Here is a 14053-nt window from a genome sequence, read left to right as displayed (position 1 = left end):
TACAGTCAATAAACTTCAACCTTTATAAAAAAACAAAAAAATGGGAGCACCACATAATATAAAAAGATATGGAGAGGTCTGGCCGGAATTCCGAATCCGGCTGGGGCTTGAAATTTTAGAGAAATTAAAAGATAAAGCCATTATATCAGGAGGCTGGGCATGGCATTTTATGTCAGAAACAGGACATACGGAGTATAAGCATGCCCATGATCACAAAGATATTGATGTTTTTGTCCTGAAGGAAAATGTAGCAGAAGCGGTGATAATCCTTCAGCAGAACGGATTTCAAAAAGTCTGGACCCGTTATGATCATCTGCCTGGTGAAGAGAATTTCCGGAGGTATGAAAAAACAGTGGAACTGGAAAATGATAGATTTCACAGGATTACCATCGATTTTTTTGAAAGAAATGATCTTGAAACCATAGAAGCCAACGGATTTACTGTTGTGAAGCCCGACGTTTTACTGTCATTCTACAGAAATATCCATTCCAGCGATAAATGCTGGGCAGTAATGGCCGCAAAAGAATTATTACAGAAGGGAACAGATCCCGTGGGGCACCCTTTATTAAGCAAAATACCGGGATAACAATGGAAAAATTAATTCAGATCACCTCAGGAAGAGGGCCTTTGGAATGCCAGTGGGTAACCGCAAAAATTCTGAAAATCTTCCTGGAGGAGGTCAAGGACTACAAAATAGATTATGAAATCATCCACCGCGAGAATGGGGATGAAAACCTTACCCTGAAATCGGTAACCATCCTTTTAAAGGGAAAAGACATTTCCGGATTTTTAAAAGGATGGCTGGGAAGCATATGCTGGACCGGTAAAAGCACATTCCGAAAACTTCATAAAAGGAGTAATTGGTTTATTGGAGTCTTTGAACTGGAAGGACTGGAAAAAATAAACTTTAATGAAAAAGATATACAGTTTCAGACTACAAGAAGTCAGGGAAGCGGGGGCCAGAACGTGAATAAAGTAAACACAGCCGTCCGTGCTGTTCATACACCTACCGGAGAAAGCGTATTCGCACAGGATTCACGGTCGCAGCTGGAGAACAAAAAGCTGGCTGTAACAAGACTGAAGCAGAAAGTCGCAGGACTTTACATCCGTCAGCTGGAAAAAAGGATGCAGGATACCTGGAACAATCATCTGATAGTACAGAGAGGAAATCCGGTGCGTACTTTTACCGGAACCGATTTTAAAAAGAACAGAGAGGACAAATCTTTTAAAAAGCAAAGGAATGCCCTGAAAAAAGAACTTAAAAACTACAACAATGACCTTAACTAAAAATAAATACTACTTTGAAGCAGTAGACAACTATCCTTACTACCTGGCAGACTGTCTGGAAGCCCTGAATTATGCCCTTGCTTATGATCCACAGGATGCTGACAGCTTATGCCTTATGGGAAGAGTATATTCCGAGGTTCTGAAAGATTATGAAACGGCAAAAGCTTATTTTGAAGAAGCTTTACAGAATAATATCAGTAATATCAACGTCCCGAAATACTATATCAGCTGCCTTCTGAATAATGAAGACTATGATCAGGCAGAAAAACTAATAGAATTTGCATTAAAGCTTAAAGGAGTCGATAAGACTGATCTTTTCAGCTCCCAATCGCTTTTGTTTGAGAAAAAAAGGGACTATAAAAAAGCTTTAAAATGCCTTAAAGAAGCAAAGAAAAACAGCCTTTCCCAAAATATTACGGATAGACTGCAGGAGAAAGAAAAATTCATCAGAAGTAAAATGCCGAAAAGCAAAAAAAAGAAAAAGAAGGGGACGAAATAAGTTCCCTTTTTTGTAGTTTTAATAGATGAAACACTGTGTATTGCTATTTTTTCTAGCCCTGGTGTCCTGCAAACAGGAGCCAATAAAAGTAATGACTATTTCAAATGATGAAACCCTGAATCTAAGATATGAAGTACTGAATGATCTGATCAATAGCGATGAGCAGTATTCTGATCCTGAAAACTGCTGCATTTATAATATTGCACCGGAAAATGCATTCTTCCACATCGAAAATGAAGAATCTGATGAATCCCCTTTGGGTATTAATTTAATGTACAACAATGATTTTCCGGTGGTGGATTCTGCTCTTTTCAACATTGAAAATAAAGATTTGGCCAATTTTAAATTAAATAAAACCAGAATCAGTAAAAATCTGACATTTATCAATCAGGAAGAACTTGATAAAATAAAGAAACCGGATGCTGATTTTTGGACCGTATTTAGAGAAAAATATCCAAATAAATGTATCAGAAATATTTCCGTTCCTTTTTTCAGTAAGGACAGATCAACGTGTATTATAAAGGTATCCACTTCCTGCGGAAGTCTGGATGGGAGTGGATATACTGGCGTGTATCAAAAGATTAATGGAAGATGGATAGAGATAAAAACATTTAATAACTGGATAAGTTAAAGTGATGAAAATAACAATTAATTTCGGTATCAGGCAGCTTCTGCTGAAAGAAACATTTTCCATTGCTTACGGAAATTATAACCGGAGAGATGCTCTTCTTATAGAATTATCGTATCAGGGTTTCAAAGGATATGGAGAATGTGTTGCCATAGATTATTACCGGATCAGTCTTGAGGATTTTATTGTAAAACTGAAAGAAATACAGCCTTTACTGGAAAAGCAGATCATTGTTCATCCGGAAGATTTTTTCAGAACCATTTCAGCAATGAAGCTTCATCCGTTTTTGCTTTCTGCATTAGACTGTGCCTATTGGGACTTGTTCGGGAAGCTTGAAAATAAAAGCTGTACTGAACTGAATAACCTTCCGGTTGAAAACCTTACAGAAAGTTCCATTACAATTTCAGTGGGAAATAGTGAAGATCAGATCCGGAAAATTGAAAAAAGTACATGGAGCAGATTTAAAGTGAAGTGTAAAGGGCTGGACAGGAATCATGTTAAAAGGTTGTGGGAAACCAATTACAATATTGCGCTCGATTCCAATGCCAGTTTTACAGAAGAAGATTGTATCTGGCTTCAGCAGAATCCAGAAATTCGGAGATTTGCTTATATAGAGCAGCCAAGACCGGTTGATCAGTATGCTGTTTTGAAAAAAGAAGGTTTTGCCAATTGGATGGCAGATGAAGACTGCCGGAATACAGATGCTCTGGAAAAACTGCTTCCTTACTATAAAAGCGTTAATATTAAGCTTATGAAATGCGGAGGCCTTACTCCGGCCTTGGAAATGATCAGAAAAGCAAAAAAACTGGGATATAAAGTGATGATAGGGTGCATGACAGAATCTACTGTTGGAATCTCTGCCGGCTGTGTTCTGGCAGGTCTTACGGATTTTGCAGATCTGGACGGAGCAAATCTGGTCTCCAATGATTACGCCTCCGGAAATTATGTGGAAAATGGGAAGATTATTCTCTCCGGAAAGCCGGGATTAGGAATAGAATTGAAATAAAATAAGCTTTCAAAAGAAAGCTTATTTTTTATTTACAGAGATCAGATAATCATAAACCATCTGGTGCTGGTCGTCATTTAATTTGGCTTTTGGAGCCATTCTGCTTAACGTTTTTATCCAGCCCTGGTCGTCATGTTTGGCAGGATCCGGCAGCTTGTGACACTTGGCACATGAATTTTCAAAAATAGTTTTGCCCTGAACCAGTTGTTCAGATGCCGTATACTTTGGACCTGTTACAGCCATACTTTTAGGTCCGCATGATACAAGAAATGCAGAACATGCAGCCATACTTAAAATTAATTTTTTCATATCCCTTATTTTTGCTGTTGATGTCTATTTTTTCACAGAAACAATATAATCGTAAACCCACTGGTGCTGCTCGTCATTCAGTTTAGCTTTCGGTGCCATAGAGTTCATGATACCTACCCATTGTACAGAAGTGTGTGAAGTAGGATCTGGTAGTTTGTGGCATTTTCCGCAAGAGTTTTCAAAAATTACTTTTCCTTGTGCTATCTGTTCAGCCGTAGAAACAGCAGGTCCCGCAGGAGATACGGCAGATGCTTTTGGTGTACAGGAAGCTAATAAAATTCCGGTAAGTAATGTGCCAGCAGCTATTTTTTTCATGTTTCTTATTTTTTTTTGAATAATAACAAATGTAGGAATTTCCCTTTCCTGTTGGGCAGATTACTTCTAGTTTTAATTTAGAAGAAATAAAAATTGATAATGCGTTAATCTCTTTTGTTATGCCCTTTATCTATTGACTATTCAGTTTTAATTATTAATTTTGGATCAATGAAATTTTCTACAGAAGAGCTAATAGAAGGAATACGGTCAGGAAACAAACGCCTGATCGCAAAAGCAATTACATTAGTTGAAAGTAAAAAGGCAGAACACAGAATCCAGGCAGAAGAACTCTTAAAAAAAATAATGCCGTTCACAGGAAATTCTGTCCGGGTAGGAATAACAGGAGTTCCGGGTGCCGGAAAATCTACATTTATCGAGAGTTTTGGAAGGCTGGCTATTGCTAATGGCAAAAAAGTGGCGGTTTTGGCTATAGATCCCAGTTCTTCTATTAATAAAGGAAGTATTTTAGGAGATAAAACCAGAATGGAAGAACTGGCCAAAGAAGAAAATGCCTTTATACGGCCTTCCCCAAGTTCCGGTTTTTTAGGAGGTGTTGCGAATACAACCTTTGAAATCATGATGATCTGTGAAGCGGCTGGATATGACTATATCCTGATAGAAACCGTAGGAGTGGGGCAGTCTGAAGTGCTGGTTGCCGATATTACAGATGTATTTTTGTTTCTTAAAATTATCGGCGGCGGAGATGAACTTCAGGGAATCAAACGCGGAATCATGGAAATGGTAGATCTTATTTTCATTAATAAAGTAGATCAGGACAATTTACAGAAAGCCAAAAATACAAGGCTGGAACTGAAGCGTGCCTTAGATTTTATTCCTCCGAAAGAAAAGAACTGGAAAATTCCCGTATTGTTGGGCTCAGCTTTAAATAATGAAGGACTTGGCGAAGTATATGGGAAAATTGATGAATTCATCAGTCTGAAAAAGAAAACCGGACGTTTTGAAGAGATCCGTGTGCAGCAGGCAGAAAAACGGTTTGAATATTGGGTACAGGAATATATTCTTGCTCTGATGAAAAAAAGTGATGCCGTAGAGGAAGCCTATATCATGCACAAAAAAAATGCTTCAGAAATGGTTTCCAATCCAAGTACTGAAGCAAAATTATTTGTTGAGAAATTTTTATACAGAAAAGACTAAGGCTTAGTTTCCTCTTTTTTCTTTTCTTCATTTTTTGAAATATAGCCGTCATAAGTGATAGGCTGTCTGTCATTACCTCTTATAGAAACAAAGGTTTTTCCGTTTTTAAAAATTTCCATATACAGTTCATCTACGTTTTGAACATCGTTGGGTTTAATTTTTAGCATCCAGGTGCCTTTTTTATTCTGAGACTTCTGCACCGTGAAATCTTTAGAACTGAACCTGTAGCTGCCGCTGTCACGATTGCCTAAAGTATTGGTATTGAACGATCTTCCGAAATAAGGAAGCACGACTTCCATACTGTTCTGGTGCATTTCGATGGTATAATTTCCGTTCAGGTCAAGTATTCTTGAAGCAGTGGAATTCGGCATAGAATTCATGATCCTGATCACATCATAGCTGCTGGTATTGGCCCGCTGTGCATAAAATGTGAAATCCTGTGAATTCACCAGAGCATCTACTGTTTTTGGATCTGCTGAAGCCTGTGAAGAACAGCTTTGAAAGAAAAACAGAAATCCAAAAATAAATATAAATGAAATATACTTTTTCATAACCATAATTATTGTTAATTTTAAATAGCAAAATGTATGCAAATATATTCCTTCTCAATCATTTTGGAATAGAAATTGTAAATGTTGAATTATTAACCACTCGAACAATGAAAATAACACAACTATTAGGAATAGGAGCTATTGCTCTGACAGTTTCAGCCTGTACAACCAACCCGATTACGGGGAGGTCTTCGTTACAGATCGCCAATAATTCAGAAATATTAACAATGTCTGCGCAGGAATATAAGACGACATTGTCTAAATCTAAAATTATCACAGGAACAGCGGATGCTAAGAGAGTAGTAAGTGTTGGGAGCAGAATAAAAAGTGCCGCAGAAAGATATTACCAGAACATCGGAAGGTCAGCAGATCTTGCGAATTACAACTGGGAATTCAACCTGTTGCAGAGTAATGAACTGAACGCATGGTGTATGCCCGGCGGAAAAGTTGCCGTATATACAGGAATTCTGCCGGTGACGAAAAATGATAACGGACTTGCCGTAGTAATGGGGCATGAAGTTTCCCACGCACTGGCAGGCCATGGAAATGAGAGAATTTCCCAGGCAATGATGGCCCAGTATGGAGGAGCCCTTTTAGGAAGCACTATATCCAACGCGCAATGGGCAAGTGTTTTTGAAAAAGTTTATCCTATTGGTTCTCAGGTTGCCTTATTAAAATACGGCAGAAGCCAGGAGTCTGAAGCAGATCAGATGGGCCTATACCTGATGTCTATGGCAGGATATGACCCAAGAGAAGCCGTGCCATTCTGGAACCGTATGGAATCAGCTTCTTCAGGAGCAAGACAGCCGGAATTCCTGTCTACCCACCCGAATCCTGAAACAAGGATATCCGATATCAATAAAAATCTTCCAAAAGCTCTGGAATACTACAAAGCAGCCGGAGGAAAGATATAATTTGAATTTTTAATCTTGTATAAAGCCTTATTTTATTTTTTCGTAAATTAGTAAGGCTTTTTTACTATAACCACTAAACACGATATTATGAAAAGCTTATCAATTACCGGACTTATACTGCTTGCGGTTTCGGCACTGCTTTTTTATCTTACAACAGATTTTACCGTTGAAAAAATCACACTCTCGCATATGATGGGAATGATGGCCGGAGTAGGAATCGGGCTCATCATCGGAGGCATGGTAGGTTATGTAAGCAAAGGAAGCGCAATGAAAGCGGAGCAGAAGAAAAAAGAATTTAAACAGCTGCAGAAAGATAAAGAAGAACTGGAAAAACAGGCAGCAGAAATTGCCAAACGGGAAGCAGAACTTCAGGAACAAAATAAAAGCCCTCAAATCTAAGATTTAGAGGGCTTTCTTATAGTTGTTATTTCGATTGATTTAAAATTTATATCCTAAACCTACCATAAATAAGTTAGGTCTGTTATCATATCGGATCTCTGATCCTGAAACTTTGTTGATGAAGTTTCTTTCATCTTTGCTGAAAGCTCCTTCATATCTTGCATTCACAATCAGCTTTTTAATTTCCAGCTGGGCCCCAAACTGATAACCTACTGTAAAATTGTTTTTGGCATTTTCTTTAAAATCATTGTACGTATTGTCAGTGCTCAAATTATAACTTGCAACGGGTCCTACATACACTCCCAGCATATTACCCAATACATTATATCCTAAAAGGACCGGCATATCAATACGGTTGCTTTTTACATCGAAAGTGGTATTCTCTGTAGTGAACTCATTTTTGAAGTGGGTATAATATAGTTCCGGCATTACAAAAAGTGAAGTCGGAAGCCCTACTTTTAATGAAAGTCCTACATTAAAGCCTGCATTGTTTTTTCCTGTTCCGTCAATTGCATCATTTACCGTTCCCTTGATATTTTTCCAGGAAGGAGAACCTGTCGGGAATATTAAGTTAGCTTTACCCGCCAGAGAGATCTGTGCAGAAGCCAGCATAGAGAACCCTATTAATGCTATACTAAGTACCTTTTTCATTATCGTCTATTTTTGTGATTGTATTTTCAATCGTTTTATTATTTTCAAGTAGATATTCTCTCAATTCTTTAAACAGTTCTGAAGAATAAACGAAATCAATTAGATTTTTATTGCCTGCCGTAATCAGAATGTCTTTATTACCTTCCCATTCTTTGATTCCCAGTCTCAGGTAAACAATTTTTTCGCCAATCGTCATCACAGAATTCATATCATGGGTATTGATGATGGTTGTAGTGTTATATTCCTTGGTGATTTCAAGAAGGAGATCATCTATAACATTGGAGGTATACGGATCAAGCCCCGAGTTGGGCTCATCACAGAACAGGTATTTCGGATTGTTTACAATGGCTCTTGCGATGGCAACTCTCTTCTGCATTCCTCCCGAAATTTCAGAAGGAAATTTTCTGCCGGCTTTGTCCAGGTGAACCCTTCCTATCACTTCAAAAACCCTTTTCTTTTTCTCCCTGTAAGTAAGATTTGTAAACATGTCCAGAGGAAACATGATATTTTCTTCCACGGTAAGCGAGTCAAAAAGAGCACTTCCCTGGAATACGGTTCCGATTTCTGATCTCAGGTGCTGCTTTTCATCACGGGTCATCGTATTGATGTCCTTGCCATCAAAAAGAATTTCTCCGGATGATGGCTGGTATACATTCAGTAAGCTTTTGAGGAAAACTGTTTTTCCAGAACCGCTCTGCCCGATAATCAGGTTTACCTTTCCCTTATCAAATGAAGTTGAAATTCCCTTAAGTACTTCAACATCTCCAAAACTTTTCTTAAGATCTTTTACCTCAATCATCAGCTTAATATTAATTGGGTTAAAATTAATTCAGAAATAATAATGAACACCATAGTCCATACTACTGCCTGAGTACTGGCTCTTCCCACTTCAAGAGATCCGCCCTTCACATTATATCCGAAATAAGAAGGAACCGTAGCAATGATAAAAGCAAATACTGTGGTTTTTATAAAGGCATAATAGATAAACAGATTGGGCATATACATCTGGATTCCTACAATATAATCGTTCTCCGTCCAGTTCCCTGTCAGAATCCCGGCAATATATCCGCCCAGAATCCCAAATACGATACTGATCGCAATAAGAAGTGGGTTAAAGATAACACAGGCGATAATTTTAGGAAATATCAGGAAATTCGGTGAATTTACCCCCATGATATCCAGTGCATCAATCTGTTCGGAAACCCTCATCGTTCCGATACTGGAAGCAATATAAGAGCCCACTTTCCCTGCCAGGATCAGACTGATGATTGTTGGGGCAAATTCCAGAACAAGAACTGCTTTGGTTGCATATCCTACAAAGGATGGAGGAATAGGAAAAGAAGATGCATCAAAATTATTGAACATCTGAATCGCTACTACTGCTCCCACAAATATAGAGGTGAAGACAACCAATCCGAAAGAGTTGACTCCTAAATCATTAATTTCTCTCATGAACAGCTTCCAGAAGACTCTCATTTTCTGAGGTTTCTGTAAGGATTTACCCAGCAGGATAATGTATTCTCCTACAGCTGTGAAAAACTTTTTTAACATGCTGCTAAATTAGACTTTTTTTATTTAATTAAAGCTAAACTGAGTTTAAGGTGTGAACGATATTGATTCTCAGAATCCAATGGGTTTTCTCAATCTGTCCCTTAGTCTGTTTAACTTATTTTGCATTTTTATCTCCGCCGATAACCAGGAAAACTGTCTTGAAAATAATCACCATATCCAAAACAAAACTCCAGTTCCGTACATAAAAAGCATCGGCAAGAATTCTTTTTTTCATTTCTACTTCCACATCCCCGTAGTCTCCCCGCAGACCACTTACCTGGGCAAGGCCGGTAATACCCGGGCTTACCATGCTTCTCAGACTGTATCTCCCGATCTTAGGTTTGTAATAATTGTCGACAGCCAGCATATGAGGACGTGGTCCTACAACAGACATATCGCCTTTCAGTACATTAATGAATTGCGGAAGTTCATCAAGACTGGTTTTTCTCAGAAATTTTCCGATACCGGTAATCCTGGAATCATTTTCTTCAGTAGTTTTAATGGCAGACTGATCATTGACGACCATGGTCCTGAATTTAAAGCAGTCAAATACTTCCTCATGAAAGCCATATCTTTTCTGAACAAAAAAAACAGGTCCTTTTGAGGTTGCTTTTATAAAAATAGCAATAATGGGGAACAGCCATGAACAGATAAAAAGCAGTATGATAATGGAAAATGTTATATCAAAGGTTCTTTTTACCAGGTAGTTAGCGTAATAGTCTAAAGGGTATTTTGCCTGGTTAAGAATAGGCTGAGTCTGAATATAACCCAAATCATACAGAAAAAAATCACTTTGGGTAATGCTCGGAATCAGGGATACGTGCACTTTATTATCCTCTGCCAGTCTGAAGATCTGTGTTTCCTCTTGTTCGCTGAAGTTATTTTCTGTAGATAAAAACAGGGTGTGGATCCCGTTTTTTTTCCAAAAATTAACTAAATCTGCTTCATTGATGCCAGGGTTTTCGTATTCAAAGATTTTATACCCGTAATCTTTCCTGTTTATAAATATATTCTTTAAGATGTCGGTGGCATCTGTTTTGCCCAAAAACATAACGTTCCTGTAATTGATCCCGAGAGAACGGAAATATTTGATGGAAAAGAATATAATTGACCTCGTAAAGAAAATACAGAAGAAAAGATAAAACGAAAGCCAGTAAATATCCGACGTGAAAAATACATTTTTACTTACTTTCCCAATCAGCAGAACTCCCAGTATAAAAAATAAAAAGTGAACCAGAAGACGCTCCAGAAACAAGGTGTACGTGAGGTTTCTCGGGATATTGTAAATTTTTGTCCTGCCACTCAGCAGTATCCAGAACAAAAACAGCAGTATCAGGGAGAAAATATTCTGATACCAGGTTTCCTCGTGATATTTTAAATCTTCGTTTCTGCTGATAAAAAAGAATATAAAAATAGATGCAATAACCAGAAGGTCAAGCAAAATAATGATCGATTTCAGGTATCTAGAGTATCGAATTCTCTGCATCTATCGGTATTATAACGGATACGAAAGGCTAAGGTACATATTTTTACGGGATATTCAGATATTTGTGGGTCTGAACTGAGGCCTGCCATTCCGGATGTGCCAGAATAAAATCCGTAATCTTAGGATACATTTCATCACGGCGGCTCCATTCACTTTGCATATAAAGTCTGCAGTTTTCAGACACCTTTGCGGCCTGCTCCTGTGCAAAAGTAAAATCATGATTGTTGAAAATGATCACTTTAAGCTCATTGGCTTTCTGGTAGATCTCTTCTTTCGGAAGACCTGTCTTCTTTGGGGAAAGCGTGATCCAGTCCAGCTGACCGCTCATTGGATAAGCTCCTGAAGTTTCAATGTGGATGCTGCATCCCAGTTCTTTCAATTTAGAGGTAAGAATGTCCAGATTCCACATTAAAGGCTCTCCGCCGGTAAGAACGATGGTTTTACAATGTTTTGCTGCTGTTTCTGCAATTTCTTCCGCATTCATCAACGGATGAAGATCCGGGTTCCAGCTTTCTTTTACATCACACCAATGACAGCCCACATCACAACCTCCCAGCCTGATAAAATAGGCTGCTTTCCCGGTATGTGCCCCTTCTCCCTGTAAAGTGTAAAAATGCTCCATCACAGGGAGCATTTTACCTTCTTTTAATAAAATATCTTGTTCTTTATTCATTTTAAATTAGTCGTTATAAACCGAAGTTTTATAAGCGATGATGGTATTCTTCATCAGCATAGCTCTTGTCATTGGGCCTACTCCTCCGGGTACCGGTGTGATCCAGCTTGCTTTGGCGGCACAGCTGTCAAAATCTACGTCACCTGCTAAATAATATCCCTTTGGAGAATCATCATCCACTCTTGTAATTCCTACGTCAACAATCACAGCTCCGTCCTTAATCATCTCTCCTTTCAGGAAATGAGGATCTCCTAGAGCCGTGATAACAATATCGGCTTTTTTAGTGTATTCTTCAATGTCCTTCGTATAAGAGTGGGTAAGTGTTACCGTAGAATTTCCGGGAAAATCTTTTCTTCCCATAAGGATACTCATAGGTCTTCCTACAATTTTACTTCTTCCGATGATAACACAGTCTTTTCCTTTGGTTTCGATATTATATCTTTCCAGAAGCGTTAAAATTCCGAAAGGAGTAGCAGGAAGGAAAGTATCCATTTCCAGTGCCATTTTTCCGAAATTTTCAGGGTGAAACCCGTCTACATCTTTTCTGGGATCAATAGCATTAATGATTTTTTCCTGATCAACCTGATCTGGTAAAGGAAGCTGAACAATGAACCCGTCAACTGCTTTAGACTTGTTCAGTTCATCAATTTTTTCCAGTAGCTCAGATTCAGAAACTGTGCTTGGAAATTTGATTAAGCTTGATTGAAAGCCTACTTCTTCACAGTCTTTCACTTTAGCATTCACATACGCTTTACTTGCTCCGTTGTTTCCAACAAGAATCGCTACCAGGTGCGGTGCTCTTCTTTTGGATGCAAGAATCTTTTCTACTTCAGCCTTGATTTCTGCTTTTATTTCTTTAGATACTTTTAATCCGTCAAGAATTTCTGCCATTTTTACTTTTTTTACTTTATTTAGATTTATTGAATACGATGATATGCTGAAGCCGGTTGGCTCTATTTATTTTCTTTATAATAATTAATCAGCCCGTTGGTAGAACTGTCATGGGAACTGATCGCTTCATTATTTTCAAGTTCCGGAAGAATTTTATTGGCTAAAACTTTACCTAATTCCACCCCGAACTGGTCAAAGCTGAAAATATTCCAGATTACTCCCTGTACGAAAATTTTATGTTCATACATCGCAATGAGCTGGCCCAGTGTGAAAGGAGTTAATTCTTTGAATAGTATAGAGTTAGTTGGTGTGTTTCCATGGAAGACCTTGTAGTTTAGCAGCCTGTCGATATCTTCCCCAGATTTACCGGAACTTCTTAATTCTTCTTCTGCTTCCTCTTCCGTTTTTCCGAAGGCAAGTGCTTCAGTCTGAGCAAAAAAGTTAGCCAGTAATTTATCCTGGTGATCAGAAACTTTATTGGAACTCTTTGCATAGGCGATGAAATCTGCAGGAATCAATTCTGTTCCCTGATGGATCAATTGATAGAAAGCGTGCTGACCGTTGGTTCCGGGTTCTCCCCAGATAATAGGTCCTGTTTCGTATTCTACAAACTCACCGTTTCGGTCCACGCATTTTCCGTTGCTTTCCATGTCTCCCTGCTGAAGATAAGCAGCGAATCTGTCCAGATATTGGGAATAAGGAAGAATTGCATAGCTTGTGGCAGCATAAAAGTTACGGTACCAGATTCCTAAAAGTCCCATTAAAACAGGAATGTTTTCTGAGAAATCTGCTGTCTGGAAATGCTGGTCGGTATCAAATGCTCCTCTTAACAGCTGTTCAAAATTGTCATACCCTACTGCAAGAACAATGCTCAGACCAATAGCGCTCCAAAGGGAATATCTTCCGCCTACCCAGTCCCAGAACTCAAAAATATTTTCTTCTGCGATTCCGAATTTTTTAACCTCCTGAATATTAGTGGATAAAGCTACAAAATGTTTCGCTACATCTTCTTCCTTTCCGGCCTTTAAGAACCAGTCTTTGGCAGAATAGGCGTTGGTCATGGTTTCCTGAGTAGTAAAGGTCTTGGAAGCAATGATGAATAAAGTGGTTTCCGGATTCAGGTTTTTAACAGTTTCAGCGATATGATTGCCATCTACATTGGAAACAAAATGAACGTTCAGTCTTGTTTTAAAATGTTTTAACGAAGAACATACCATTACGGGCCCAAGGTCAGACCCTCCGATTCCGATATTCACAACATCAGTAATCTCTTTTCCGCTGAAACCTTTATGCGCTCCGGAAATAATCTGCTCCGAGAATGCTTTCATATGATCAAGAACTTTTCTGATCTGGGGCTTTATATTCTCCCCGTCAACCAGTATTTCTTTGTCTGAAAAATCCCTTAAAGCAGTGTGTAAAACGGCTCTTCCTTCCGTTTCATTGATTTTATCACCTGAAAACATTCTGGAAATAGCATCTTTTAGCTGACATTCTTCAGCAAGCTTCAGTAAAAGGGCTTTTGTTCTTGAGTCGATCAGGTTTTTGGAATAATCAAAAAGAAAATCATTTCTTTGGATGGAAAATTCGTTAAAACGATTCGGGTTGTACTGAAAAAGGCTTCTCAGGTCAAAATCATTTCCTGCGAAATGTTCATCAAGAGCTTTCCAGCTGTCAGTGTGTATAGGGTTTATTTTTGATAGCATAGGGTAAGAATTATATGAGTCAGAAAATGACAGGG

Annotated in this window: 18 protein-coding genes; 8 read left to right on the top strand and 10 right to left on the bottom strand. The window is 38.5% G+C overall.

Features of this window, described 5'->3' with window-relative positions; translation table 11 throughout:
• Positions 1–40 precede the first annotated feature (40 nt).
• The 5 genes from AOB46_RS09775 to AOB46_RS09755 all read left to right on the top strand — a co-directional run bounded on the left by AOB46_RS09775 (position 41) and on the right by AOB46_RS09755 (position 3420).
• Positions 41–586, top strand: coding sequence for a hypothetical protein (locus AOB46_RS09775; protein WP_062698768.1), 546 nt, complete (start codon positions 41–43; stop codon positions 584–586).
• 2 nt (positions 587–588) lie between these two features.
• On the top strand, positions 589–1287 hold the full coding sequence (gene prfH / locus AOB46_RS09770; RefSeq protein ID WP_062698766.1) for a peptide chain release factor H: 699 nt from the start codon (positions 589–591) through the stop codon (positions 1285–1287).
• Positions 1274–1786 carry a tetratricopeptide repeat protein gene (locus tag AOB46_RS09765; protein WP_062698764.1) on the top strand — a complete coding sequence of 171 codons (513 nt, stop codon included), beginning with the start codon at positions 1274–1276 and terminating at the stop codon, positions 1784–1786. The genes prfH and AOB46_RS09765 overlap by 14 nt, the downstream gene beginning before the upstream one ends.
• Positions 1787–1877: 91 nt before the next feature.
• The gene (locus tag AOB46_RS09760) at positions 1878–2417 is read left to right on the top strand and encodes a hypothetical protein (protein WP_131724348.1); all 540 of its coding nucleotides are present in this window, start codon (positions 1878–1880) and stop codon (positions 2415–2417) included.
• A gap of 4 nt (positions 2418–2421) precedes the next feature.
• Positions 2422–3420 carry an enolase C-terminal domain-like protein gene (locus AOB46_RS09755; RefSeq protein ID WP_062698760.1) on the top strand — a complete coding sequence of 333 codons (999 nt, stop codon included), beginning with the start codon at positions 2422–2424 and terminating at the stop codon, positions 3418–3420.
• A gap of 21 nt (positions 3421–3441) precedes the next feature.
• Here AOB46_RS09755 and AOB46_RS09750 read toward each other — a convergent pair whose 3' ends face one another.
• Positions 3442–3729: a cytochrome C gene (locus AOB46_RS09750; protein WP_062698758.1), complete on the bottom strand. Its 288-nt coding sequence runs from the start codon at positions 3727–3729 to the stop codon at positions 3442–3444.
• A gap of 24 nt (positions 3730–3753) precedes the next feature.
• Complete coding sequence (locus AOB46_RS09745) at positions 3754–4044, bottom strand: c-type cytochrome (RefSeq protein WP_062698756.1); 291 nt, start codon at positions 4042–4044, stop codon at positions 3754–3756.
• A gap of 168 nt (positions 4045–4212) precedes the next feature.
• Between AOB46_RS09745 and meaB the strand changes: the two genes are divergently transcribed.
• Positions 4213–5199 (top strand): methylmalonyl Co-A mutase-associated GTPase MeaB, encoded by a 987-nt coding sequence (meaB, locus tag AOB46_RS09740; protein WP_062698754.1) that lies wholly within the window; start codon positions 4213–4215, stop codon positions 5197–5199.
• On the opposite strand, the gene AOB46_RS09735 is transcribed toward meaB, so the two are convergent.
• Positions 5196–5750, bottom strand: coding sequence for a DUF4251 domain-containing protein (locus AOB46_RS09735; protein WP_062698964.1), 555 nt, complete (start codon positions 5748–5750; stop codon positions 5196–5198). The two genes, meaB and AOB46_RS09735, sit on opposite strands and share 4 nt — an antisense overlap.
• A 107-nt stretch (positions 5751–5857) precedes the next feature.
• Between AOB46_RS09735 and AOB46_RS09730 the strand changes: the two genes are divergently transcribed.
• Positions 5858–6664 carry a M48 family metallopeptidase gene (locus AOB46_RS09730; RefSeq protein WP_062698962.1) on the top strand — a complete coding sequence of 269 codons (807 nt, stop codon included), beginning with the start codon at positions 5858–5860 and terminating at the stop codon, positions 6662–6664.
• An 87-nt stretch (positions 6665–6751) separates the two neighbouring features.
• The gene (locus AOB46_RS09725; protein ID WP_062698751.1) at positions 6752–7063 is read left to right on the top strand and encodes a hypothetical protein; all 312 of its coding nucleotides are present in this window, start codon (positions 6752–6754) and stop codon (positions 7061–7063) included.
• Between the two features lie 39 nt (positions 7064–7102).
• Here AOB46_RS09725 and AOB46_RS09720 read toward each other — a convergent pair whose 3' ends face one another.
• The 7 genes from AOB46_RS09720 to pgi form a co-directional block, all read right to left on the bottom strand.
• A complete protein-coding gene (locus tag AOB46_RS09720; protein ID WP_062698749.1) occupies positions 7103–7714 on the bottom strand; it encodes an outer membrane beta-barrel protein in 612 nt (203 codons plus the stop codon).
• Complete coding sequence (locus AOB46_RS09715; protein ID WP_062698747.1) at positions 7698–8513, bottom strand: ABC transporter ATP-binding protein; 816 nt, start codon at positions 8511–8513, stop codon at positions 7698–7700. Before AOB46_RS09715 ends, AOB46_RS09720 begins: the two co-directional genes overlap by 17 nt.
• A complete protein-coding gene (locus AOB46_RS09710) occupies positions 8513–9265 on the bottom strand; it encodes an MlaE family ABC transporter permease (RefSeq protein WP_062698745.1) in 753 nt (250 codons plus the stop codon). Before AOB46_RS09710 ends, AOB46_RS09715 begins: the two co-directional genes overlap by 1 nt.
• Positions 9266–9380: 115 nt before the next feature.
• The gene (locus AOB46_RS09705; protein ID WP_062698743.1) at positions 9381–10751 is read right to left on the bottom strand and encodes an exopolysaccharide biosynthesis polyprenyl glycosylphosphotransferase; all 1371 of its coding nucleotides are present in this window, start codon (positions 10749–10751) and stop codon (positions 9381–9383) included.
• 43 nt (positions 10752–10794) lie between these two features.
• On the bottom strand, positions 10795–11424 hold the full coding sequence (locus AOB46_RS09700) for a 7-carboxy-7-deazaguanine synthase QueE (protein ID WP_062698741.1): 630 nt from the start codon (positions 11422–11424) through the stop codon (positions 10795–10797).
• Between the two features lie 6 nt (positions 11425–11430).
• Positions 11431–12315 (bottom strand): bifunctional 5,10-methylenetetrahydrofolate dehydrogenase/5,10-methenyltetrahydrofolate cyclohydrolase, encoded by an 885-nt coding sequence (locus AOB46_RS09695; protein ID WP_062698739.1) that lies wholly within the window; start codon positions 12313–12315, stop codon positions 11431–11433.
• Between the two features lie 62 nt (positions 12316–12377).
• Positions 12378–14018 carry a glucose-6-phosphate isomerase gene (gene pgi / locus AOB46_RS09690; RefSeq protein WP_062698737.1) on the bottom strand — a complete coding sequence of 547 codons (1641 nt, stop codon included), beginning with the start codon at positions 14016–14018 and terminating at the stop codon, positions 12378–12380.
• Positions 14019–14053 lie beyond the last annotated feature (35 nt).

Source organism: Chryseobacterium indologenes (assembly GCF_001295265.1).
Classification (GTDB): Bacteria; Bacteroidota; Bacteroidia; order Flavobacteriales; family Weeksellaceae; genus Chryseobacterium; species Chryseobacterium indologenes_A.
The sequence above is the reverse complement of the archived record's forward strand: the minus strand, read 5'-3'. Positions and strand labels throughout refer to the sequence as shown.